Source organism: Rathayibacter sp. AY1F2, assembly GCF_002930885.1.
In the GTDB taxonomy this organism is placed as follows: domain Bacteria; phylum Actinomycetota; class Actinomycetes; order Actinomycetales; family Microbacteriaceae; genus Rathayibacter.
Genome location: NZ_PSVG01000013.1, coordinates 44,515 through 65,745, shown reverse-complemented (window position 1 = coordinate 65,745; position 21,231 = coordinate 44,515). Strand labels below are relative to the sequence as shown.

The following is a 21,231-nucleotide window of genomic DNA, read 5'->3' as shown; positions in this document are numbered from 1 at the left end:
CACCGCTCCACCGGAGGGCCCGGGCCGCGGCGACCGCGGCGGGTAGGATCGACGCGCATCCCGTCCCCCTCCCCTGGAGCCTCCAGCACATGGCAGACAGCCGCACCGCCGTTCCCGACACCACTGCGAACGCGGAGGCGACGCCCGAGCGGGAGCAGCCCTACGCGGCCCTCGGACTCAAGCCCGACGAGTACGCGAGCATCCGCGAGATCCTCGGCCGCCGCCCCACGAGCGGCGAGCTCGCGATGTACTCGGTGATGTGGAGCGAGCACTGCTCCTACAAGTCGTCGAAGATGTACCTCCGCCAGTTCGGGCAGAAGGTCTCCCCCGCCATGAAGAAGAACCTCATGGTCGGCATGGGCGAGAACGCCGGAGTGGTCGACGTCGGCGAGGGCTGGGCCGTCACCTTCAAGATCGAGAGCCACAACCACCCGAGCTACATCGAGCCCTTCCAGGGTGCGGCGACGGGGGTCGGCGGCATCGTCCGCGACATCATCTCGATGGGCGCCCGGCCGGTCGCGGTCATGGACGCGCTGCGCTTCGGGGCGATCGACGACCCCGACACCGCGCGCGTGGTGCACGGTGTCGTGGCCGGCATCTCCTTCTACGGCAACTGCCTCGGCCTGCCGAACATCGGCGGCGAGACCTACTTCGACTCCGTCTACCAGGGCAACCCGCTCGTCAACGCGCTGGCCGTCGGCGTCCTCCGCCACGAGGACCTGCACCTCGCGAACGCCCGCGGCGTCGGCAACAAGGTCGTGCTCTTCGGGGCGCGCACCGGAGGCGACGGCATCGGCGGCGCATCGATCCTCGCCTCCGACACCTTCGCCGACGGCGGACCGACCAAGCGCCCCGCGGTGCAGGTCGGCGACCCGTTCGCCGAGAAGGTGCTCATCGAGTGCTGCCTCGAGCTGTTCCGCAAGGACCTCGTCGAGGGCATCCAGGACCTGGGCGCCGCGGGCATCTCCTGCGCCACCTCGGAACTGGCCTCCAACGGCGACGGCGGCATGTTCATCGAGCTCGACTCGGTGCTGCTGCGCGACCCCTCGCTCACGGCGGAGGAGATCCTCATGTCGGAGTCGCAGGAGCGGATGATGGCCGTCGTCACGCCCGAGAAGCTCGACGCGTTCCTCGAGGTCGTCGGCAAGTGGGACGTCGAGACCAGCGTGCTCGGCGAGGTCACCGACTCCGGCCGCCTCATCATCAACTGGCACGGCGAGGAGATCGTCAACGTCGACCCGCGCACCGTCGCGGTCGACGGCCCGGTCTACGAGCGCCCGATCGAGTACCCCTCCTGGCTCGACGCGCTGCAGGCCGACTCCTCCTCCCGCCTGCCCCGCTCGACCGGCGGCGACGCACTGCGCGCCGAGACCCTGGCGCTCCTGGGCTCGGCGAACCTCGCCGACAAGAGCTGGATCACCTCGCAGTACGACCGCTACGTGCTCGGCAACACCGCGCTCAGCTACCCCGACGACGGCGGCATGGTCCGCGTCGACGAGGAGTCGGGCCTCGGCTTCGCGGTCGCGACCGACGCGAACGGGCGCTGGTGCCAGCTCGACCCGGCGCAGGGCGCCCGCCTGGCGCTGGCGGAGGCGTTCCGCAACGTCGCCGTCACCGGAGCGACCCCGGTCGCCGTCTCGGACTGCCTCAACTTCGGCAGCCCCGAGAACCCCGAGGTGATGTGGCAGTTCCGCGAGGCCGTCGGCGCGCTCGCCGACGCCTGCCTCGAGCTCGAGATCCCCGTCACCGGCGGCAACGTCTCGTTCTACAACCAGACCGGCGACGTGCCGATCTTCCCGACCCCCGTCGTCGGCGTCCTCGGCGTGATCGACGACGTCGCGCGCCGCATCCCCTCCGGCTGGCAGGACGAGGGCGACAACCTCTACCTCCTCGGCACCACCCGCGACGAGCTCGACGGCTCCGCGTGGGCCGGCACGATCCACGACCACCTCGGCGGGCTGCCCCCGCAGCTCGACCTGGCCGCCGAGCGCGCGCTGGCCGAGCTGATCTCGGCGGGCGCGAAGGAGTCGCTCATCGCCTCCGCTCACGACCTCGCCGACGGCGGGCTCGTGGTGGCGCTGGCCGAGTCGGCGCTGCGCTTCGGCGTCGGGGCGCGCATCTGGCTCGACGAGCTGATGGAGCGCGACGACGTCGACGCGACGGCCGCGCTGTTCTCGGAGTCGACCGGCCGTGTGCTCGTGTCGGTGCCGCGCGAGGACGACGTGAAGTTCCGCGGGCTCTGCGAGGGCCGGGGCTACCCGGTGCTGCGCATCGGAGTGACCGACGCGGCGACCCCCGCGGTCGAGGTGCAGGGTCTCTTCACGCTGCCGCTGGACGAGCTGCGCTCGGTGAACGGCGCCGTGCTGCCGCGCCACTTCGGCTGAGCCTCCGGGCGATCCGAGTCCGCAGGAGTCGCGGTGGTCGAGCTGGACCACCGCGACTTCTGCGGGACCGGCTCCTCTCGGGAGTTCCGTGATTACGGAATGTTTGCAATAGTGGAGGCATGACCTCCTCCCGAGACCTCGCCGGCGAGGTCGACGAGCTCCGAGCGCGGCTCGACCGCCTCGAGCGCGCCGACACCCCCGCCGCGCCCGCCGCCGACGATCCGCTCTGGGCCCTGACCGCTCTCCGCGAGCGCCTGCCCTCTCCCGGCGGAGTGGTCTTCGCCGGCTCGGTCGCCACCCCGGCCGGCCCCGTCGAGTGGCAGTACGGCCTCAGCACCGACGCGTTCTTCGAGCGCGACTGGGGAGCGAGCCCCGGGCCGACCGCGCTCGCCGCGCTGGGCAGCCCCGTGCGCCTGCGGTTCCTGCAGGCGGTGGCCGGCGGAGTCGAGACCGTCGCGCAGCTCGCCGAGAGCGAGGGCGCAGGCACCACCGGGCAGGTCTACCACCACGTCAACCAGCTGGTCGCCGCCGGCTGGCTGGAGGCGCGCGGCCGCGGCCGCTACGGCGTCCCGCCGGAGCGCCTCGTCCCCCTGCTCGTGATCCTGCTCGCCTCCGGAGGACCCCGATGACCCGCCGCCGCCTCGCCCTCGCCGCCGCCTCCGCCGCGGCCGTCGTCCTGCTCGGCGGAGTGCTGCTCCGCCCCTCCGCTCCCACCCTCTCGACCGAGGCGACGGGCGACGCCGAGATCGCCGAGTGGCTCCGAACCGACGTCGGAGACGGGGCGCGGAACCACCTCGTCGCCGCCGTGATCACGCCCGACGGCGTGCGCTACGGCGGACTCGGAGCCGACGAGCGGACCGAGGTCGAGATCGGATCGGTCACGAAGACGATGACCGCGCTCCTCCTCGCCCGGAGCGCCGCCGACGGGACGGTCGGGCTCGAGGACCCCGCCGCGGAGCACGCCGACGTCGGCGGCTTCACCGGGACGCTCGAGGAGCTGGCGACCCACCGCTCCGGCCTGCCGCGCCTCCCCACCGGTGTCGGCGACCTCGCCTCGACGCTCGTCGCCCAGCTGCGCGGCACGGACCCCTACGCGGGCTGGTCGGCCGACGACGTCCTCCGGCAGGCCGCCGAGGCGGACCAGGGCGAGCACGTGCACGCCTACTCGAACCTCGGTGCGGCGGTGCTGGGCCAGACGCTCGCCCGCGCCGAGGGCCGCGACTACGCCGACCTCCTCCGCGAGCGCGTCCTCGCTCCGCTCGGGATGACCGCGACCTCCGTCCCGGAGACCGCGGACGCCCTCCCCGCCGACGCGCCGACCGGCTTCTCGGCGAGCGGGCGGTCCGTCGACGCGTGGACGATGGCGGGCTACGCGCCGGCGGGCGGCGTCCGCTCCACGGCGGCGGACATGGCCCGCTACGCGCAGGCCCTCCTCACCGACGACCCCGCGCTGGGGGTGCCCGCGGCGAGCGTCCTGGATCCGCGGTTCGATGCCGACGGGGCGCGGATCGGCCTCGGCTGGTTCACCTCGGAGTCGGAGGACGGCGGATCCGTCACCTGGCACAACGGAGGGACCTCCGGCTACTCGACGATGCTCGCGATGGACCGGGAGCGCGGCGTGGCCGTGTTCGTCAACGGGGACACGGCGAGCTCGGTCGACGAGCTCGGCCTGCGCCTGCTGGAGCGCGCCGGGGAGGAGTCGTGATGATCGCCTCGATCCTCGTCCTGCTCGTCGTCGCGTTCACCGTCGGCCGCTTCGCTCTGGGGAGCGTCCCCCGGCGCCGGGCGGCCGGGCTCCTCGACCGCGACCGCGTCCGGACGCTCGCCCGCGGCGTCGAGGCCGTCGCCGTGCTGCTGCTCGGGCGGGCGCTCGTCGACTGGTCGGCGCTGACGCTGCTCCCCTGGGCCGCGCTGGTGGCTCTCACCGCGGCCGGGGCGGCCGGCGCCGTGCTGCGCTGGGGCGGGCTGCCGTGGTTCGAGGACCCGGCGCGCCGCCGCTCGCGGACGACCGGGCTCGCGGCGACCGTCGCCGTGTCCGCGGTCCTGATCGGCGTCCTGCGCTGAGTGCCGCGCGCGTGCCGTCGGGTCCGCGCCTTCCGCGGTGGTCGCGTGCTGCTGCGAGGCGGGAGGAGTGGCGGCGGGCGTCAGCGGCGTCAGCCGGTCTGCGCGGGGAGGTCGTCGGGCTCGGCGTTGTCGAGGACGCGGCCGTTCTGGTCGCCGACGCTCAGGACGGTCGTCGGGCGGAGGTTGAGGGTGTCGCCGCCGTACAGGCTGTCGATGTCGACGCCGTCGCGGCGCACCGAGTTCAGCGCGGAGAGGTAGTCGGAGCTGATGCAGAACCGGTCCGCGATCCGCTCGCTGATGTCGCCCGCTGCCACCAGGTAGGAGGCCGGGGCGCCGTCGGAGGCGGTGCTCGCCGTCCCGGTCGCGCCGACGCGGGTGCCGCGGTCGCGCACGCGCTCGAGGTCGACGCCGTCGAGCGTCCCCTCGTCGAGCGCCTGGACGACGCACTCGCCCGAGACGTCCTCGACGGGTGCGGGAGTGGTCGAGGCGCTCGGCACCGGCCGCGGCGTGGACTCGGCTCCGGCGGCGGGCGGTGCGGTGGAGGCGGTCGGCTCGGCGGGTGGGGCGGCGGGGCTCGTCGCCTCCGCCGTGCAGCCGGCGAGCAGGACCACGGCGGAGAGGGCGATCACGAGGCGCTGCGTCGTCCGGACCATTCCGCGACTCTAACCCGGCACCCGGGCGGCCGGGCGCCACCGCGCCCAGCGGGCTGCGGGCGATCCGGTCGAGGCCGCTGGACCCGGCCGACGCGCAGGCCCGAGGCGGGGCGCGGGGTGGCCCCTGGACGGCGCGCCCCCGATTGACCTCCCCCGTCGATCGCACCCATGCCGAGCACCTGTTGGACACGCGGCCCGAACCGGAGTCGACTGGGACCATGCAGTACACGCACCTCGGCCGCACCGGCCTGTCCGTCTCCCGCACCGTCCTCGGCACCATGAACTTCGGCATGCAGACCGAGGAAAACGACTCGTTCGCGATCATGGACCGCGCGCACGAGCTCGGCGTCAACTTCTTCGACACCGCCAACGTGTACGGAGGCGAGGCCGGCCGCGGCGCCACCGAGGAGATCGTGGGCCGCTGGTTCGCGCAGGGCGGCGAGCGCCGCGAGCGCACCGTCCTCGCGACCAAGGTCTTCGGCGACATGGGCGAGTTCGCCGCTCCCGGAGCCGAGCGCGGCCGCGACTCCTGGCCCAACGGCGGCCGCCTCTCGGCGCTCACCCTGCGCCGCGCGCTCGACGAGAGCCTCCGCCGCCTGCAGACGGACCACATCGACCTCTACCAGTTCCACCACGTCGACCGGACGACGCCCTGGGACGAGATCTGGCAGGCGATGGAGGTCGCCGTCCAGCAGGGCAAGGTTCTCTACGTCGGCTCCAGCAACTTCGCCGGCTGGCACCTCGCCCAGGCGCAGGAGGCGGCGCGCGCCCGCCACTTCACCGGCCTCGCCTCCGAGCAGTCGATCTACAACCTGCTCGTCCGCGACGTCGAGCGCGAGGTCCTGCCCGCCGCGCTGCACTACGGGCTCGGCGTCATCCCCTGGTCGCCGCTGCAGGGCGGACTGCTGGGCGGCGTGCTCGAGAAGACCGCGGAGGGCGGGCGCCGCTCCTCCGAGCGCACCCTCGCCGCGATCGAGGAGCACCGTCCCGCGCTCGAGCAGTGGGAGGCGTTCGCCCGCGAGCGCGGCGAGGCGCCCGGCGAGCTGGCGCTGGCGTGGCTCCTCCACCAGCCCGCCGTCACCGGTCCGATCACCGGGCCGCGGACGCTCGAGCAGCTCGAGAGCGCCGTCGCCGCCGTCGACATCACCCTCGACGCCGAGGCCCTCGCGCGCCTCGACGACATCTTCCCCGGCCACCGGACAGCCCCCGAGGACTACGCCTGGTGACCACCCACCCCACTGCGAAGGAGCATTCATGAAGCAGCGCACTCTCGGCGACCTCCAGGTCGGCGCGATCGGACTCGGCGGCATGCCGATGTCGATCGAGGGCCGCCCGGACCGCGAGCGCTCGATCGCCACGATCCACGCCGCCCTCGACGCCGGCGTGACCCTGATCGACACGGCCGACGCCTACCACCTCGCCACCCAGGACGACCTCGGCCACAACGAGCTGCTGATCGCGGAGGCGCTGCGCAGCTACGGCGGCGACACCTCCGCCGTGCTCGTCGCCACCAAGGGCGGCCACCTGCGGCGCGAGCCCGGCCCCTGGGACCAGGACGGCCGCCCCGAGTACCTCAAGGAGGCGGCCCGCGCGTCCGCGAAGCGCCTCGGCGTCGACGCGATCGGCCTCTACCAGTACCACCGGCCCGACCCGGCGGTCCCCTACGCCGACTCGATCGGAGCGCTGGCCGAGCTGCTCGACGAGGGCGTCGTCCTCCGAGCGGGCATCTCTAACGCCGACCCTGACCAGATCCGCGAGGCGCACGGCATCCTCGGCGAGCGCCTGGTCTCGGTGCAGAACCAGTTCTCGCCGTCGTTCCGCTCCAGCGAGCCGGAGCTCGAGCTCTGCGCCGAGCTGGGACTTGCGTTCCTGCCGTGGAGCCCGCTCGGCGGCATCTCCTCGGCGGGCGAGCTCGGCTCGCGCTACTCCGCGTTCGCGGCGGTCGCCGAGGCCCGCGGCGTGACGCCGCAGGTCGTCTGCCTCGCCTGGGAGCTGGCGAAGGCCCCGGTCGTGCTGCCGATCCCGGGCGCCTCCCGCCCCGAGAGCATCCGCGACTCCGCGACGGCGGCCGACCTGGAGCTCACGCCCGAGGAGCTGGCCTCGCTCGACTGAGCCCGTTCATGACGGAGGAGGGATCCGGTCGAGGCACCGGTCCGGCGCGGATCGCGGGATCTCGGCGCTGGTCCCTCCTCCATTGCGAGCGCGATCCGACTCAGACCGCGTCCTGCAGCGGCTGCGGGAGGGCCGAGACGAACGCGCGGGCCGCGGCGCTCGGCCGTTCCGGCACCGCCACCATCGTCCGCCACACCAGGAGCGGATCGGCGAGCGCCACCGCCCGCAGCCCGGCCGGGCGCTTCTCGGCGAAGTGCGCCGGCACGACCGCGATCCCCATGCCGTACTCGACCAGGTCGAGCAGCGTGTGCACGTCGTTCACCTCGAGCTCGACCTCGAACGCGAGACCGTGCGCCGCGAACGCCCGCGCCGCGAGGTGACTCGCCGCCCAGTGCTCCTGCAGCCCCACGATCGTCTCGCCCGCCAGGTCCGGGATGCGGCAGCCGACGCGGCTCGCGAGCGGGTGACCCGGGCGCACGAGCACCGCGAAGCCCTCGCTCGCCAGCGGCATCGTCCGCACGCCGCCCGGCACGGCTCCGATGTCGGCGACCAGCGCCAGGTCGAGGCGGCCGGCGGCGACGGAGTCGAGCAGCGTGCCGGACCCCTCGTGGATCAGCCGGAGCGCGACTCCCGGGTGCTGCTCGCGGAAGGTCGCGAGCTCGCGCGGCAGGTGCACGCCGCCGAGGCACTCCTCCGTGCCGACCGCGAGGCTCCCGCGGAGCACCCCCTGCACGGCGAGAACCGCGTCGCGGGCGGCGAGCGCGCTGGCGACCGAGCGCTCCGACTCCGCGAGCATCGCCCGGCCGGCCGGCGTCAGCTCGACCCGGCGCGTGCTGCGGGTGAAGAGGGGGCTGCCCAGCTCGCTCTCGAGCGCACGGATCGACGCCGAGAGGCCCGACTGCGAGATCTGCAGGGCGCTCGCGGCGCGGGTGAAGTGCTGCTCCTTCGCGACGGCGAGGAAGTGTTCGAGCTGACGCAGTTCCATGGGTCCATCCTCGTCGCGCGGGCGGAGGAGCGGGGACCGGACCCGGCACTCCCCAGCGGCCGCTCGGCCGCCGGGTGCGGACTCGGCCGGCGGGTACGGCGGCCGCCGTCGCGAGAGCCGGCCCGGCTCAGGCGTCGGCGGACGAGATCGCGAGGACGATCGCCGTCAGCGTCGCCCGCAGGCGCTCGAGCGACTCGGGCTCCGACTCGTCCTCGAGGATCGACTGCTTGACCGCGTCGTCGTAGCCCGCCACCAGCAGGCGCACGGCGGTCGTGGGCTCGAGGGAGAACTCGCGGCGCACCTGGCGCAGCGCCCCGTGCACGATCTGCACGAGCGAGGCGTCGAAGCCGGCGCGGAAGTCGCGGTACTGCGGAGCGATCCGCGGGTCGCGGAGCGCGAGCAGCTCGAACTCCGACTCGACCACGCACCAGCGGCGGTTGTCGGTGGCAGGACCCTGGAGGAAGTCGAGGATGACCACGGCCAGCGTCTCGGCCGTCAGCGGCTCGTCGGCCGAGACGACGCGCGGGATCGTACGGTCCATCTGCTCGACGAGGGCGGTAACCCGGGCGCCGTTCTCCCGCTCCATGAGCGCGAAGAACAGCTCCTCCTTGCTGGAGAAGTTGGAGTAGAAGGCGCCGCGCGAGAACCCGGCGCGCTCGCAGATCTGCTCGACGGACGCGCTGTGCACGCCGGTCTCGGCGAAGACGTCGTAGGCCGCGTCGAGCAGGCGCTCGCGGGTGCGGCCGCGGCGGGAGGTCTCGGGAGGGGTGGAGTCGATCGCCGTCATCACCAGCCTCCTGCCCGCCCTGTCAACACCTTCGACGCCGTTCACCTTATCCGATACATTCACGTATCGAATACGGTCCTGTATCGGATACGCTCGTGTATCGGAGCCCGGCTCCGCCCTGGTACAGAGACGTATCGCCACCCTCCCCACCCATCGTCAGGAGACCGCGTGTCGTCGCTGCTCTACCGTCTCGGTCGTCGCGTGTACCGCGCCCACCGCCTCGTCGCCGTCCTGTGGCTGCTGATCGTGGTGGCGGGCGGAGGAGGGGCGCTGCTGCTCAACCAGGGCACCGACAACACGTTCTCCATCCCGGGCACGCAGTCGCAGACCGCCCTCGACCAGCTCGAGCGCACCTTCCCCCAGGTCAGCGGCACGTCCGCGCGGTACGTGGTCGTCGCGCCCGACGGGGGCAGCGTCCAGGACGCCGACGTGAAGGGCCCCGTCAGCGACGCGGTCGCCGCGCTCGGCGACGTCGACGAGGTCGCGGCCGTCACGGACCCCTACTCCGACAGCGTCTCCGGCACGATCTCCGACGCCGGGAACGCCCTCGTCATCACCGCCCAGATGGACGGCTCCGCCACCACCACGAGCCCCGAGAGCCGCGACGCGCTGAAGGCCGAGGCGACGACCCTCCAGGACGCGCTGCCCGCCGGGTCCGTGGTCTCGCTCGGCGGCGACCTCTTCGCCCAGAACCTCCCCGGCGTGACCATCACGGAGGCGATCGGCCTCGTGGTCGCCCTCGTCGTCCTCGTGCTCACCTTCGGCTCGTTCCTGGCCGCCGGCATGCCGCTGGTCACCGCACTGCTCGGCGTCGCCCTCTCGATGTCGGCCATCTTCATCGCCACCCGCTTCGCCTCGATCTCCTCGACCACGCCGCTCCTGGCGCTGATGCTGGGCCTGGCGGTCGGCATCGACTACGCCCTCTTCATCATCAGCCGCCACCAGGACCAGCTGAAGCAGGGCATGGACCCGGAGGAGTCGACCGCGCGGGCGACCGCGACCGCGGGCTCCGCCGTCGTCTTCGCGGGCCTGACCGTGATCATCGCGCTCGTCGGCCTCTCGGTCGCGGGCATCCCGTTCCTCACCACGATGGGCGTCGCAGCGGCGGGCGGAGTCGCGATCGCCGTGGTCATCGCGCTCACCCTGACCCCCGCCCTCCTCGGCTTCGCCGGCGCGCGGCTGCGCCCGAAGGAGCGCCGCGCGAAGAAGAAGGCCGCGAAGGCCGCCGCCGCCGCGGGCACCCACGTCGACACCGAGGCGCACGAGGAGGCGGCGACCGCCTCCCCCGGCGGGCACGTGCACGCCGAGGTCCCGCGCGGGTTCTTCCGCGGCTGGGTCCGCGTCGTCACGCGCTTCCCGATCGTGACGATCATCGCGGTGATCGGCGTGCTCGGCGTCGCGAGCATCCCGGCGCTCAGCCTCCGCCTCGCCCTGCCGGACGCCGGCTACCAGGCCGAGGGCACTCCCGCGCGCACCACCTACGACCTGCTCGCCGAGAACTTCGGCGCCGGCTACAACGGCCCGCTCATCGTCACCGGCACGATCATCGGCTCGACCGATCCGCTCGGCCTGATGGACGACCTCAAGGGCGAGATCGAGAAGCTCGACGGAGTCGCCTCGGTGCCGCTCGCGACGCCCAACGAGACCGCCGACACCGGCATCATCCAGGTCATTCCCGAGGGCGGCCCCGACTCCGAGGCCACCAAGGCGCTGGTCGCCGAGATCCGCGACAAGCACGACTACTTCCAGCAGGAGTACGGCGTCGACCTCGCGGTGACCGGCCAGACCGCGGTCGGGATCGACATCTCGGACACTCTCGCCAAGGCCCTGCTGCCGTTCGGCCTGCTCGTCGTGGGCCTGTCGCTGGTGCTGCTGACGATGGTGTTCCGCTCGCTCTGGGTGCCGATCAAGGCGACGCTGGGCTACCTGCTGTCGGTCGGTGCGTCCTTCGGCGCCGTGGCGGCGGTGTTCGAATGGGGATGGTTCTCGGACGCTCTGCACGTCGACAAGACGGGCCCGATCATCAGCTTCATGCCGATCATCCTGATGGGCGTGCTCTTCGGCCTCGCGATGGACTACGAGGTGTTCCTGGTCTCGCGGATGCGCGAGGACTACGTGCACGGGAGGCCGGCGCGCGCCGCTGTCGAGTCGGGCTTCGTCGGCTCGGCCAAGGTGGTCACGGCCGCCGCGGTCATCATGTTCTCGGTCTTCGCCGCCTTCGTGCCGGAGGGGGACACCAACATCAAGCCGATCGCGCTCGGGCTCGCCGTGGGCGTCTTCGTCGACGCGTTCATCGTGCGGATGACGCTGGTGCCCGCCGTGCTGCACCTGCTCGGCGACCGCGCCTGGCACATGCCGCGCTGGCTCGACCGCGTCCTGCCGTCCTTCGACGTCGAGGGCGAGGGCCTCACGAAGGAGCTCGCGCTGGCCGACTGGCCGGAGCCCGGATCCACGGACGTGATCGCGGCCGAGGACCTCCGCCTCGACGGACCCGACGGTCCCGTCTACAGCGGCGTCTCGCTGCGGGTCGCTCCCGGCTCCTCCCTCGTGGTCCACGGGCCGCACCGCTCCGGCCGCACCGCGCTGCTGCTGAGCATCGCCGGCCGGCTCGCCCCCGACTCCGGGCGCCTGAAGGTCGCGGGCCTGGTCGTGCCGATCCGCTCCGCCGCCGTGCGCGGCCGGGTCGGGCTGGTGCGCCTCGCCGGAGCCGCCGACCCCGTCGCCGACGTCCGGTCGGCCCTGGAGTCGGCTCCGCCGATCCTGGTGCTCGACGACCTCGACACGGTCACCGACCCGCAGCTGCGCGGCGCGATCCGGGCCGAGCTCGACGCCGCCCGCGCCGCCGACGACGCGTTCACCGTGGTCGCCTCCTCCGTCGACGCCGAGGCGCTCGACGACCTCCTCCCCTCCGACCGCGGCGTGCTCGCGGTCTCGCCCGCGGCCGAGCGCCGCGCGATCGCAAAGGTCCTCTGACAGATGGCTCTCCTCTCCCTCGAACGCCCCCGCGGCGTCAAGAAGGTGTCCTGGCTGACCCTTCTCGGGATCGTCCTGGTCCCCCTCGTCATCGGCGGCCTCCTGGTGTGGGCGCTCTGGAACCCGACCGAGCGCCTCGACACGATCACGGCCGCCGTGGTCAACGAGGACACCCCGGTCGAGATCAACGGGCAGACCGTGCCGCTCGGGCGCCAGCTCGCGGCCGGCCTGGTGACGGGCGGCACCGACTCCGCGAGCTCGGACGCCCCCTCCTCCACCCCCTCGGCGAGCGCGACGCCGTCCGCGAGCACGACCCCGGTGCCCAACGTCTCCGGCTCGGACTCGACGGGCAACTTCACCTGGGTCCTCACGGACAAGGACGACGCCGCCAAGGGCCTCGCCGACGGCAGCTACGCGACCGTCGTGACGATCCCCTCCTCCTTCTCCGCCGCCGCCACCTCGTACTCCGGCGACGCCGCGGAGGCGACGAAGGCGACCATCGACATCGCCACCAGCGAGAAGGCCAAGCTCGTCGACGACGCCATCTCGGCCACCGTGACCAGCACCGCCACCTCGCTGCTCAACACGCAGCTGACCACGGCCTACCTCGAGAACGTCTACGTCGGCTTCAACACCCTCAACGAGCAGATCGGCCAGGCGGCCGAGGGCGCGGGCACGCTCGCCGACGGCGCCGACCAGCTCGGCACCGGCGCCTCGACCCTCGCCGACGGCACGAGCAGCCTCGCCGACGGGATCGACGAGCTCGCCACCGGCGCCTCCTCTCTCTCGGACGGCGTCGGGCAGATCGGCACCGGAGCCTCGTCCCTCGCCGACGGCGTGGGGCAGCTGGGCACCGGGGCCTCCGACCTCTCCGGCGGAGTCGCGCAGCTGGCCACCGGTGCGCGCGGCCTCTCCGGCGGAGTGGGACAGCTCGCGACGGGCGCCCGCGACTCGGCGACCGGGGCGACCGCGCTGCAGGGCGGCGCCTCCGACCTGGCCGACGGGCTCGACCAGCTGAGGGAGGGAGTGGTGAGGACCGGCGACGGGACCCAGCAGGTCGCCGCACTCAGCGCCGGCGCCGCCGCCGCCACCGCGGGGACCTTCGAGGCGCTCAGCGCCGCCCTCGAGGGCTGCGAGACGACGCAGTGCCTCGCCGCGCGCGCCGTCATCGCCTCGGCCGACGGACCCACCGGCGCGACCACCCTCGCCACGACGACCGCGGGAGCCGTCGCCGGGATCGACGCGGGCATCCGCCTCGGCGGCGACGGGCAGCCCTCGCTGATCGACGCGGTCGGGCAGTCCGCCACCGGCGCGCGCACTCTCTCGGGGGGCATCGGACAGCTGTCCGGCGGCCTGACGCAGCTCGCCGACGGCGCGGACGACGCCGCGGGCGGAGCGTCCCAGCTCGCCGACGGCCTCGACACCACGGCGGCCGGGTCGGCGCAGCTCGCGACCGGCGCCACCGCCGCCGCGGCCGGCGCCCGCGACCTCGCGACCGGCGCGACCACCGCCGCGGGCGGCGCCGCCGACCTCGCCACGGGAGCCTCCTCCGCCGCCGACGGAGCCGACCAGCTCGCCGACGGCGCGAGCGGGGTCTCGGACGGCGCCGTGCAGCTCGCCGACGGCACCCGCACGCTCGCGACCGGCCTCGACGCCGCGGTCGCGCAGCTCCCGACCTACACCGAGTCGGAGTCGACGAACCTCGCCGACGTCGTCTCGGACCCGGTCGAGAACGCGAGCAGCGCGACCGACCTGTTCGGAGCCTCCAGCGTCCCGTTCTTCGCGACGATCGCCCTCTGGCTCGGCGCCCTCGCGACGTTCCTGGTGCTCGCCGCGTTCTCGCACCGCGCGCTCTCCTCGACCCGATCCTCCGCGGCGCTCGCCCTCTCCTCCTACGTGCCGGCGCTCGTGATCGGCGTGGTGCAGGGACTCGCGGTCGCGATCGTGATGAGCGGGGTCGCGGGCCTGGAGCCGGGCCGCTGGGTCGGCTTCGCCCTCCTGGCGATGCTCACCGGCGCCTCGTTCGCCGCGGTGAACCAGGGGCTGGTCGCCCTGCTCGGAGGGATCGGCCGCTTCCTCGCGATGGTCGCGGCGGTGATCGCGCTCGGCGCGGGCATCATCTCGACGGTCCCCGGGCTGTTCGACGACGTGCTCGGGTTCCTGCCGCTCTCGGCGGCGCAGAACGCGCTGTCCGGAGTGGTCGAGGGCACCGACGGCACGGCCGGCGCCGTCGTCGGCCTGGTGATCTGGCTGCTGTTCGGCCTGCTGCTCACCGTCGCCGCGATCGCCCGCCGCCGGGTCGTCTCGGTCCGCGCCCTGCACCGCACCGCGGAGGCGTAGGCCGATCCTCGCGCCACTCCTCCCCCGAACCGGGGACGGGTGGCGCGAGGATCGCGCCACCGCCCCGCCTCTCCGGGCGACCGGCCCCGGCCGGGGCTAGCCTGACGCGATGGAGTCGGAACCGATGGCGATCCGGACGCGACGGGTGTACGGCCCATCGGTCCTGCGGCGCCTCCGCGCCCTCCTCCTGCGGCTCCTCGGCGCCGGCCTCGCGGCCGTGCTCATCCCGTTCGCCGTCCTCGCGGACCGCCGCGGCGTCCTCGACGAGTCGGTGCTCGCGCTCGGGCTCCTCGCCCTCACCGTCGTCATCGGACTGGCCTCGGCGGTCTCGCTCTTCGTCGTCTCCCCCACCCGCGTGATGACGACCGAGACGCAGGTCGTGCTGATGCGCGGCCGCCGCCGCCGCGAGCAGTGGCCCCGCCGGTCGGTCCGCTTCCTCGAGTCCGCCGACGGCGACGGCTTCGTCGCCTGGTGCCGCGGCGACGGAGTCGAGGTGCGCTGCGGCCACTTCCGCCCGGAGGACCTCGCCGCCCTGCTCGCCGACCTCGGCGCCGCCGCCCGCGTCCGCCACGCCCTGCCGCCCGCTCTGGCCGGGCCCGCCTCGGCCGTCCGCTTCCGGCCGCACCGCGCTCCGCTCCAGCGCCGGGCGGTCGCCCTGGTCGTCGTCGCCACGGAGGCGTTCGCCGCCGGCGTCCTGGCCGTCGCCCTCGCGGGATCCCCGTCGGGCGACCGCGCGCAGATCGCGCTGGGGGCGGTCGTCGTGGCGCTCTCCCTCCCGCTCGGGCTGGTCGCCGCGCGGCTGGCGCTGCGGCCCGGGCTGCCGGGCTCGATCGTGGTGTCGGAGTCGGCCATCCAGATCGACGGGCTGGTCTTCCCGCTCGAGGCTCTGCGCTCGGTCGTCGCCTCGAGCCCGACGGGGAGCCATAGCCTCCGCCTGACCCTCACCGAGACGAACGGCCGCGTCACGGAGGTCCCCCTCGGGCTGCGGGTGCCGACGCTGCGGCGCGACCAGCTCTTCCCCGACTACCCGCTGCTGCTCGGCGTGCTGCGCGAGCGCACGGCGGGGCTGCTGCGGATCGAGGGCTGAGCCTCAGTCCTCGGCGCCGTCGGCGATGCGCTGGTGGTGGTGGATGACCTCGGCGACGATGAACCCGAGGAACTTCTCGGCGAACGCCGGGTCGAGGTGCGACTCCTCGGCGAGCGCCCGCAGCCGCGCGATCTGGCGGGCCTCGCGCTCGAGGTCCGCGGCGGGCAGCCCGTGCGCGGCCTTCAGCCGGCCGACCTTCTGCGTGAACTTGAAGCGCTCGGCGAGCAGGTGGATCAGCGCCGCGTCGATGTTGTCGATGCTCTGACGGATCTGCACGAGCTCGGCCCGCGCCAGGGACTCCTCGTGCGACGGCTCCTCGTGCGACAGCTCCTCGGTCATGCCCCGACCCTAACGGACCGCCCCCGGACACGACGACGGCCCCTGCCCGGAGTCCGGGAGGGGCCGTCGAGAGGTCCCGGTCAGTCGACCAGGTTGATCTGCACGGGGATGTTGCCGCGGGTGGCGTTGGAGTACGGGCAGAGCTGGTGCGCCGCATCGGCCACCTTCTGCGCGTCCTCGGAGCTCGCCTTCGGCACGTAGACGTCGAGCTCGACCGAGAGGCCGAAGCCGTCGGAGTCGTTCTTCCCGATCGAGACGCTGGCCGAGACGGCCGCGTCGGTCGTGTCGATCTTCAGCTGGCGACCGGCTCCGTGCAGGGCGCTGAGGAAGCAGGCGGAGTAGCCGGCCGCGAACAGCTGCTCGGGGTTGGTCCCCTCGCCGGAGCCGCCGAGCTCCTGCGGGGCGCGGGTGTCGAGGTCGAGACGGTCGTCCTCGGTGCGGACGTGGCCGTCGCGTCCTCCACCGGAGGCGTGGGCGATGGCGGTGTAGAGAGCATCCATCCCCCCATCCCACCACTCGGCCGCCGTGAGTCGGGTGAACGCGGGATGCACGTCCGTGCGTTCTCCCGGGAATCCCCCTCGGGAACGCTCCGGGGAGCGTCAAGCCCCTCCCCCTCGGCGCCCTCCGGGTGTGCGGTGGAGGGACACCGACCCCGACCGGCGCGAGCCGGAGAACGGACACGAGCATGCGAGCACTCACCTGGCAGGGCATCGAGAAGGTCTCGGTCGAGACCGTCCCCGACCCCCGCATCCAGCAGCCGACCGACGCGATCGTCCGGATCACCTCGACCGCGATCTGCGGCTCCGACCTGCACCTCTACCGCCTCCTCGGGCCCTACATCGACCGCGGGGACGTGCTCGGCCACGAGCCGATGGGCGTCGTCGAGGAGGTGGGCTCCGGAGTCACCACCCTGAAGCCCGGCGACCGGGTCGTCGTGCCCTTCAACATCGCCTGCGGCGAGTGCTTCATGTGCCGCCGAGGGCTGCAGTCGCAGTGCGAGACGACGCAGGTCACCGAGTACGGCTCGGGAGCGGCGCTCTTCGGCTACACGAAGATGTACGGCCAGGTCCCCGGCGGGCAGGCCGAGCTGCTCCGCGTGCCGCTGGCCGACTACAACACGATCGTCGTCGGCACGGACCTGCCGGACGAGCGCTACCTCTTCCTCAGCGACATCGTGCCCACCGCCTGGCAGGGCGTGGAGTACGCGCAGGTGCCCGACGGCGGGACCCTGGTCGTCTTCGGACTCGGCCCTGTCGGCCAGTTCGCGGCGCGGATCGGCGCCCACCGCGGCTACCGCGTCCTCGCCGTGGAGCCCGTCGCCGAGCGGCGCGCGATGGCCGAGCGGTACGGCGTGGAGACCTTCGACCTGTCCGACGACATCGCCGCGCAGCTGCGCGACCTCACGGACGGGCGCGGCCCCGACTCCGTCGTCGACGCGGTCGGCATGGAGGCGCACGGCTCGCCTGTCGGCTCGTTCGCGCAGTCGATGGCGGGGCTCCTGCCCGACCCGATCGCCCGCAAGGCGATGGACACGGTCGGCGTCGACCGCCTCGCCGCGGTGCACGCCTCCCTCGACCTGGTGCGCCGCGGCGGCACCGTGTCGCTGAGCGGGGTCTACGGCGGAGAGGCCGACCCGATGCCGCTGAAGTCGATGTTCGACAAGCAGGTGACGGTGCGGATGGGCCAGTGCAACGTGAAGCGCTGGATCGACGACCTGCTGCCGCTGGTGGAGGACTCCTCCGATCCGCTCGGCGTGATGGACCTCGTGACCCACCGGGCGCCGCTCGAGGACGCTCCGGCCCTCTACGAGACCTTCCAGAAGAAGGAGGACGGCTGCATCAAGGTCGTCTTGCACCCCTAGCCGGGGAACAGCGAAGGCGGCGCCCCCCGAGGGGAGCGCCGCCTTCGCGGTACTGCCGAGACCTACTTGAAGACGTCCTTGACGTCCTCGCCGGCCTTCTTGGCCGAGGCCGCGGCCTGGTCCTTCTGGCCTTCGGCCTTCAGGCTGTCGTCGTTCTTGTGGTCGCCCAGGGCTTCCTTCGCCTTGCCGGCGATGTCCTGAGCGGCGTTCTTGATCTTGTCATCGAGCCCCATGGTGGTGCCTCCTTCGCTGATCGTTGGCACGACCGTAGGACCGGGAACTGCCCGCTTCCTGGGAGCGGGAAGGGGCTTGCCCGGGTGCCCGCTGGACTGCGATGATTCGCGCCCTCGACCGGGGCCGGCCGGTCGAGGGCGCGGGATCAGGTCGCCGGGGTGGCGGACTCGGACGGAGCGGACTGCGAGGGCGCGTTCGTGGGCGTCTGCGACGATCCGTCGTCGGCGCTGGTGGGCACCGCGCTCCCCGACTGGTACGGCGTCTGGGCGTCGCCGGTGCAGCCGGCCAGCAGGCCGATCGTCAGAGCGGAGGCGCCGAGCGCCCCGAGGACCCGTGCGGCGCTCACTTGCCCGTCACCGCGTCCTTGACGGCCCCCACTGCCTTCTCGACGATGTTCGGCTTCGGGTCGGTGCCGTAGAGGCGCTCGTCCGGCTGCGTGGGCGGGGGCATCGGGACGTTGCCGCCGGGCTCCGCGACACGGTAGCTGAACTCTCCCTTGCCGTCCGGGGTCGGGCCCGAGGCCCAGCTGCCCTCGGAGGCCGCTGCTCCGTCCGAGAAGTTGATGTACTCGTACGACACGGAGCGCTCCTCCTTCGAGATCGGGAAGTTCGAGGGCACGGGCAGGTCCTCCCGGCCCTCCGCGCGCAGCTCGGCGGCCGCCGCGATCCACTGGTTCTGGTGCATGGTGTCGCGGGCCAGGAGGAACGACAGGAGGTCGCGCACGCCGTGGTCGTCGGTCATGTGGTAAAGCCGGGCGACCTGGAGCCGACCCTGCATCTCCGCGTTCGCGTTGGCGGTGAAGTCGGCCAGCAGGTTGCCGCTGGCGGTGATGTAGGAGCCCTGCCACGGGTTGCCCATGCTGTCGACGGGGCGCGCGCCGGCGCCGGCCACGATGGCGTGCTGCACGTCGGAGCCGCCGATGACCGCCGCGAGCACGGGGTCCTTCTTCATCGCGTCCTCGGACTGCTCGACCGGGGCCTTCTCGAGCAGCTGGGCGATCATCACGGCGATCATCTCGACGTGGCCGAACTCCTCGGCGCCGATGCCGAAGAGCAGGTCCCGGTACTTGCCCGGGTCGTGGGCGTTCCAGGCCTGGAAGCCGTACTGCATCGCCACGGTGATCTCGCCGTACTGGCCGCCGAGCACCTCCTGGAAGCGGCGGGCGAAGACCGCGTCGGGCTTCGAGGGCGTGGACGTGAACTGGAGTTCCTGACGGTGGAAGAACATGACTGGTTGCCTTTCCGGGGTAGCCGGGCGGATCCGGGTGCGGACGTCCGATGTCTGTCCTCTCGACGGTAGGGAGCCCTGTTCGCGGGTCAGAAGGGGCTTGACGCGGCGGCGGAGCAGTCGATCCACGGGCCCTCGGGACCCGCCCTCGTGGGCGCGGGATGGTAGCCCCATCGGGGGGTCAGCCGCTATGCCCTTCCCGGTACTCGAGGGCCCGAACAGACTGGCGACGCCGGCACGCATTCATTCCCCACTCGATCCTGGAAGGGACAGACGATGTCGAACATCGATCCCGCTTCACCTCCGTTCGGAGACGGCGCCGCGAACTTCGGCGCGACCGAGACCCCCATCGACAGCGGGGCGCACGTCGCCTCCACGGACACCTCCTCCGGCTCCTCCTCGGGCAGCACGGCCGACTCCGCGAAGGAGAAGGCGAGCGCCGCCGCGGGCACCGCCAAGGACCAGGCCGGCGCCGTCGCCGGCGACGCCAAGCAGGCCGCGAGCGAAGTGCTCTCGACCGGCAAGGACGAGGCCGCCAACGTGGTCCAGGAGGCCAAGGTCCAGGTCAAGGACCTCTACGACCAGAGCCGCACCCAGCTCACCGAGCAGGCCCACGCCCAGAAGGAGAACGCCGCCAAGGGCGCCCGCGCCTTCAGTGACGACCTGACCGCGCTGGCCAACGGCGAGGGCGGCAGCGACAACGCCGCCGCGAAGCTCGTCTCCCAGGCGGCCACCCGCGTGCAGGGTGTGGCCTCGTGGCTCGAGAACCGCGACCCGTCCGAGCTCCTCGACGACGTCCGCGCGTTCGCCCGCCGCCGCCCGGGTGCCTTCATCCTCATCGCCGCGGCGACGGGACTCGTCGGCGGGCGCCTCATCCGCGCCCTGACCGCCGAGGCGAAGGACGAGAAGGAGGCGACGAGCACCCGCACCGACGGACCCGAGTTCGACGCCCCCGCCTCGACCACCGCGCACTCCGACGCCTCCGCGTACGACGCGCCCGTCGCGTCCGCCTACGGCACCGTCGGCTCGAGCTCCCTCGAGCGCGACTACGCGCCGACCGAGCCCGTCGCCGACCCGCTCGACGGCGGCTTCCCGAACGGCGGCCGGCTGTGACCGACCCGACGGGCGTCCACCGCTCGACGGAGACGCCCGACCAGCGGGCCGGGTCGACGTCGCTGGGCGATCTGCTCGGCGAGGTCTCGCGCGACCTCTCCACGCTGATCCGCCAGGAGATGGCCCTCGCCAAGGCCGAGCTCAAGGAGTCCGCCGGCAAGGCGGGCAAGGGAGCGGGCCTCCTCGGCGGGGCGGGCTACGCCGCGCTGATGGCCGTGCTCTTCCTCTCGATCGCCCTCTGGTGGGGCCTGGGCACTCTGATCGGCAACGGCTGGTCCGGAGTGGTCGTGGCCGTCATCTGGGCGATCGTGGCCGCGATCCTCTACGCGGTGGGCCGCAAGAGCCTGAAGCAGGTCGACGGCGCTCCCGAGACGGTCGACTCCCTCAAGAAGATTCCCGACACCCTCAAGCCGAACGGGGCAGGACGATGACGTACGACGCAGGACAGAACAAGACACCCGAGGAGATCCGGGCGGACATCGAGCGCACGCGCCTCGAGCTGGGCGGGGACGTCGACGCGCTGGCCGAGAAGGTCAGCCCGTCCGCCATCGCGCAGCGTCAGACCGACAAGGTCAAGTCGGCCGTGGGCTCCGTCCGCGACCGCGTGATGGGCTCGGCGCACGACGCCTCCGACTCGCTCTCGAGCGGTGCGGGCTCGGCGAAGGCCAAGGCCGAGGGCAACCCGTTCGCCGTGGGGCTCATCGCCCTCGGCGCCGGACTCCTCGTCGCCTCGCTCATCCCCGCCTCCAGCAAGGAGAAGGAGGCGGCGAGCCGCGTCAAGGAGCAGGCCCAGCCGGTCGTCGACAAGGTGACCGACGCGGCCAAGGAGGCGGCGAGCGAGCTCCGCGAGCCCGCGCAGCAGGCGTTCGCCTCCGTCAAGGAGACCGCGACCGACGCCGCGCAGAACGTCAAGGAGGCGGGCACCTCCGCCACCGACGACGTGAAGGACTCGGCCCGCGAGGCCAAGCACGCCGTCCAGGAGGACGTGCAGCACTGATCCGTCGGCGCTGACAGGGCGGTGGGCCTCCGGGCCCGCCGCCCTTCGTCGTGCCGCCGGGAATACACCGCCGCC

General features: G+C 73.3%; 21 protein-coding genes. 13 read left to right on the top strand and 8 right to left on the bottom strand.

Annotated features, from left to right (window positions below):
• The first annotated feature begins 89 nt into the window (after window positions 1-89).
• From purL to C5C54_RS11270, 4 genes are all read left to right on the top strand, one after another.
• Window positions 90-2,384, top strand: coding sequence for a phosphoribosylformylglycinamidine synthase subunit PurL (purL, locus tag C5C54_RS11285; protein WP_104288370.1), 2,295 nt, complete (start codon window positions 90-92; stop codon window positions 2,382-2,384).
• Between the two features lie 119 nt (window positions 2,385-2,503).
• Window positions 2,504-3,013: a helix-turn-helix transcriptional regulator gene (locus C5C54_RS11280; protein ID WP_104288369.1), complete on the top strand. Its 510-nt coding sequence runs from the start codon at window positions 2,504-2,506 to the stop codon at window positions 3,011-3,013.
• Window positions 3,010-4,089, top strand: a complete 1,080-nt coding sequence (locus C5C54_RS11275) for a serine hydrolase (RefSeq protein ID WP_104288368.1) — start codon at window positions 3,010-3,012, stop codon at window positions 4,087-4,089. The genes C5C54_RS11280 and C5C54_RS11275 overlap by 4 nt, the downstream gene beginning before the upstream one ends.
• The gene (locus C5C54_RS11270; RefSeq protein WP_104288367.1) at window positions 4,089-4,448 is read left to right on the top strand and encodes a hypothetical protein; all 360 of its coding nucleotides are present in this window, start codon (window positions 4,089-4,091) and stop codon (window positions 4,446-4,448) included. Before C5C54_RS11275 ends, C5C54_RS11270 begins: the two co-directional genes overlap by 1 nt.
• Window positions 4,449-4,537: 89 nt before the next feature.
• On the opposite strand, the gene C5C54_RS11265 is transcribed toward C5C54_RS11270, so the two are convergent.
• A complete protein-coding gene (locus tag C5C54_RS11265) occupies window positions 4,538-5,101 on the bottom strand; it encodes a hypothetical protein (RefSeq protein ID WP_104261176.1) in 564 nt (187 codons plus the stop codon).
• Between the two features lie 218 nt (window positions 5,102-5,319).
• Between C5C54_RS11265 and C5C54_RS11260 the strand changes: the two genes are divergently transcribed.
• Together C5C54_RS11260 and C5C54_RS11255 are read left to right on the top strand one after the other, a co-directional pair.
• Complete coding sequence (locus tag C5C54_RS11260; protein WP_104288366.1) at window positions 5,320-6,327, top strand: aldo/keto reductase; 1,008 nt, start codon at window positions 5,320-5,322, stop codon at window positions 6,325-6,327.
• A gap of 28 nt (window positions 6,328-6,355) precedes the next feature.
• The gene (locus C5C54_RS11255) at window positions 6,356-7,213 is read left to right on the top strand and encodes an aldo/keto reductase (protein WP_104239446.1); all 858 of its coding nucleotides are present in this window, start codon (window positions 6,356-6,358) and stop codon (window positions 7,211-7,213) included.
• 100 nt (window positions 7,214-7,313) lie between these two features.
• Here C5C54_RS11255 and C5C54_RS11250 read toward each other — a convergent pair whose 3' ends face one another.
• Both C5C54_RS11250 and C5C54_RS11245 read right to left on the bottom strand, forming a co-directional pair.
• Complete coding sequence (locus C5C54_RS11250) at window positions 7,314-8,198, bottom strand: LysR family transcriptional regulator (RefSeq protein ID WP_104222755.1); 885 nt, start codon at window positions 8,196-8,198, stop codon at window positions 7,314-7,316.
• Window positions 8,199-8,325: 127 nt separating this feature from the next.
• Entirely contained in the window at window positions 8,326-8,985 is a 660-nt protein-coding gene (locus C5C54_RS11245) for a TetR/AcrR family transcriptional regulator (RefSeq protein ID WP_104288365.1), read from the bottom strand.
• 168 nt (window positions 8,986-9,153) lie between these two features.
• Here C5C54_RS11245 and C5C54_RS11240 point away from each other — a divergent pair, with 168 nt between their 5' ends.
• The 3 genes from C5C54_RS11240 (at window position 9,154) to C5C54_RS11230 (ending at window position 15,385) form a co-directional block, all read left to right on the top strand.
• Window positions 9,154-11,958 (top strand): MMPL family transporter, encoded by a 2,805-nt coding sequence (locus tag C5C54_RS11240; RefSeq protein ID WP_104222757.1) that lies wholly within the window; start codon window positions 9,154-9,156, stop codon window positions 11,956-11,958.
• A gap of 3 nt (window positions 11,959-11,961) precedes the next feature.
• The gene (locus C5C54_RS11235) at window positions 11,962-14,298 is read left to right on the top strand and encodes a YhgE/Pip domain-containing protein (RefSeq protein WP_104288364.1); all 2,337 of its coding nucleotides are present in this window, start codon (window positions 11,962-11,964) and stop codon (window positions 14,296-14,298) included.
• Window positions 14,299-14,407: 109 nt separating this feature from the next.
• Complete coding sequence (locus tag C5C54_RS11230) at window positions 14,408-15,385, top strand: hypothetical protein (RefSeq protein WP_146078823.1); 978 nt, start codon at window positions 14,408-14,410, stop codon at window positions 15,383-15,385.
• A 3-nt stretch (window positions 15,386-15,388) separates the two neighbouring features.
• Here the strand turns inward: C5C54_RS11230 and C5C54_RS11225 are convergent, their stop codons facing one another.
• Together C5C54_RS11225 and C5C54_RS11220 are read right to left on the bottom strand one after the other, a co-directional pair.
• On the bottom strand, window positions 15,389-15,724 hold the full coding sequence (locus C5C54_RS11225) for a chorismate mutase (protein WP_104222760.1): 336 nt from the start codon (window positions 15,722-15,724) through the stop codon (window positions 15,389-15,391).
• Between the two features lie 80 nt (window positions 15,725-15,804).
• Window positions 15,805-16,224 (bottom strand): organic hydroperoxide resistance protein, encoded by a 420-nt coding sequence (locus tag C5C54_RS11220; RefSeq protein ID WP_104222761.1) that lies wholly within the window; start codon window positions 16,222-16,224, stop codon window positions 15,805-15,807.
• A 185-nt stretch (window positions 16,225-16,409) separates the two neighbouring features.
• Between C5C54_RS11220 and C5C54_RS11215 the strand changes: the two genes are divergently transcribed.
• On the top strand, window positions 16,410-17,585 hold the full coding sequence (locus tag C5C54_RS11215; RefSeq protein ID WP_104247475.1) for a zinc-dependent alcohol dehydrogenase: 1,176 nt from the start codon (window positions 16,410-16,412) through the stop codon (window positions 17,583-17,585).
• Window positions 17,586-17,647: 62 nt separating this feature from the next.
• Here the strand turns inward: C5C54_RS11215 and C5C54_RS11210 are convergent, their stop codons facing one another.
• From C5C54_RS11210 to C5C54_RS11200, 3 genes are all read right to left on the bottom strand, one after another.
• Window positions 17,648-17,818 (bottom strand): CsbD family protein, encoded by a 171-nt coding sequence (locus tag C5C54_RS11210; RefSeq protein ID WP_104222763.1) that lies wholly within the window; start codon window positions 17,816-17,818, stop codon window positions 17,648-17,650.
• 146 nt (window positions 17,819-17,964) lie between these two features.
• Window positions 17,965-18,165: a hypothetical protein gene (locus C5C54_RS11205; protein WP_104222764.1), complete on the bottom strand. Its 201-nt coding sequence runs from the start codon at window positions 18,163-18,165 to the stop codon at window positions 17,965-17,967.
• On the bottom strand, window positions 18,162-19,046 hold the full coding sequence (locus C5C54_RS11200) for a manganese catalase family protein (protein WP_104222765.1): 885 nt from the start codon (window positions 19,044-19,046) through the stop codon (window positions 18,162-18,164). The genes C5C54_RS11205 and C5C54_RS11200 overlap by 4 nt, the downstream gene beginning before the upstream one ends.
• 276 nt (window positions 19,047-19,322) lie before the next feature.
• Between C5C54_RS11200 and C5C54_RS11195 the strand changes: the two genes are divergently transcribed.
• From C5C54_RS11195 to C5C54_RS11185, 3 genes are read left to right on the top strand one after another with little or no spacing between them, the layout of a single operon-like run.
• Window positions 19,323-20,159 carry a hypothetical protein gene (locus tag C5C54_RS11195; protein ID WP_104250666.1) on the top strand — a complete coding sequence of 279 codons (837 nt, stop codon included), beginning with the start codon at window positions 19,323-19,325 and terminating at the stop codon, window positions 20,157-20,159.
• Window positions 20,156-20,590: a phage holin family protein gene (locus C5C54_RS11190; protein ID WP_104222767.1), complete on the top strand. Its 435-nt coding sequence runs from the start codon at window positions 20,156-20,158 to the stop codon at window positions 20,588-20,590. Before C5C54_RS11195 ends, C5C54_RS11190 begins: the two co-directional genes overlap by 4 nt.
• The gene (locus C5C54_RS11185) at window positions 20,587-21,156 is read left to right on the top strand and encodes a DUF3618 domain-containing protein (RefSeq protein WP_104222768.1); all 570 of its coding nucleotides are present in this window, start codon (window positions 20,587-20,589) and stop codon (window positions 21,154-21,156) included. The genes C5C54_RS11190 and C5C54_RS11185 overlap by 4 nt, the downstream gene beginning before the upstream one ends.
• The last annotated feature ends 75 nt before the right edge of the window (window positions 21,157-21,231 follow it).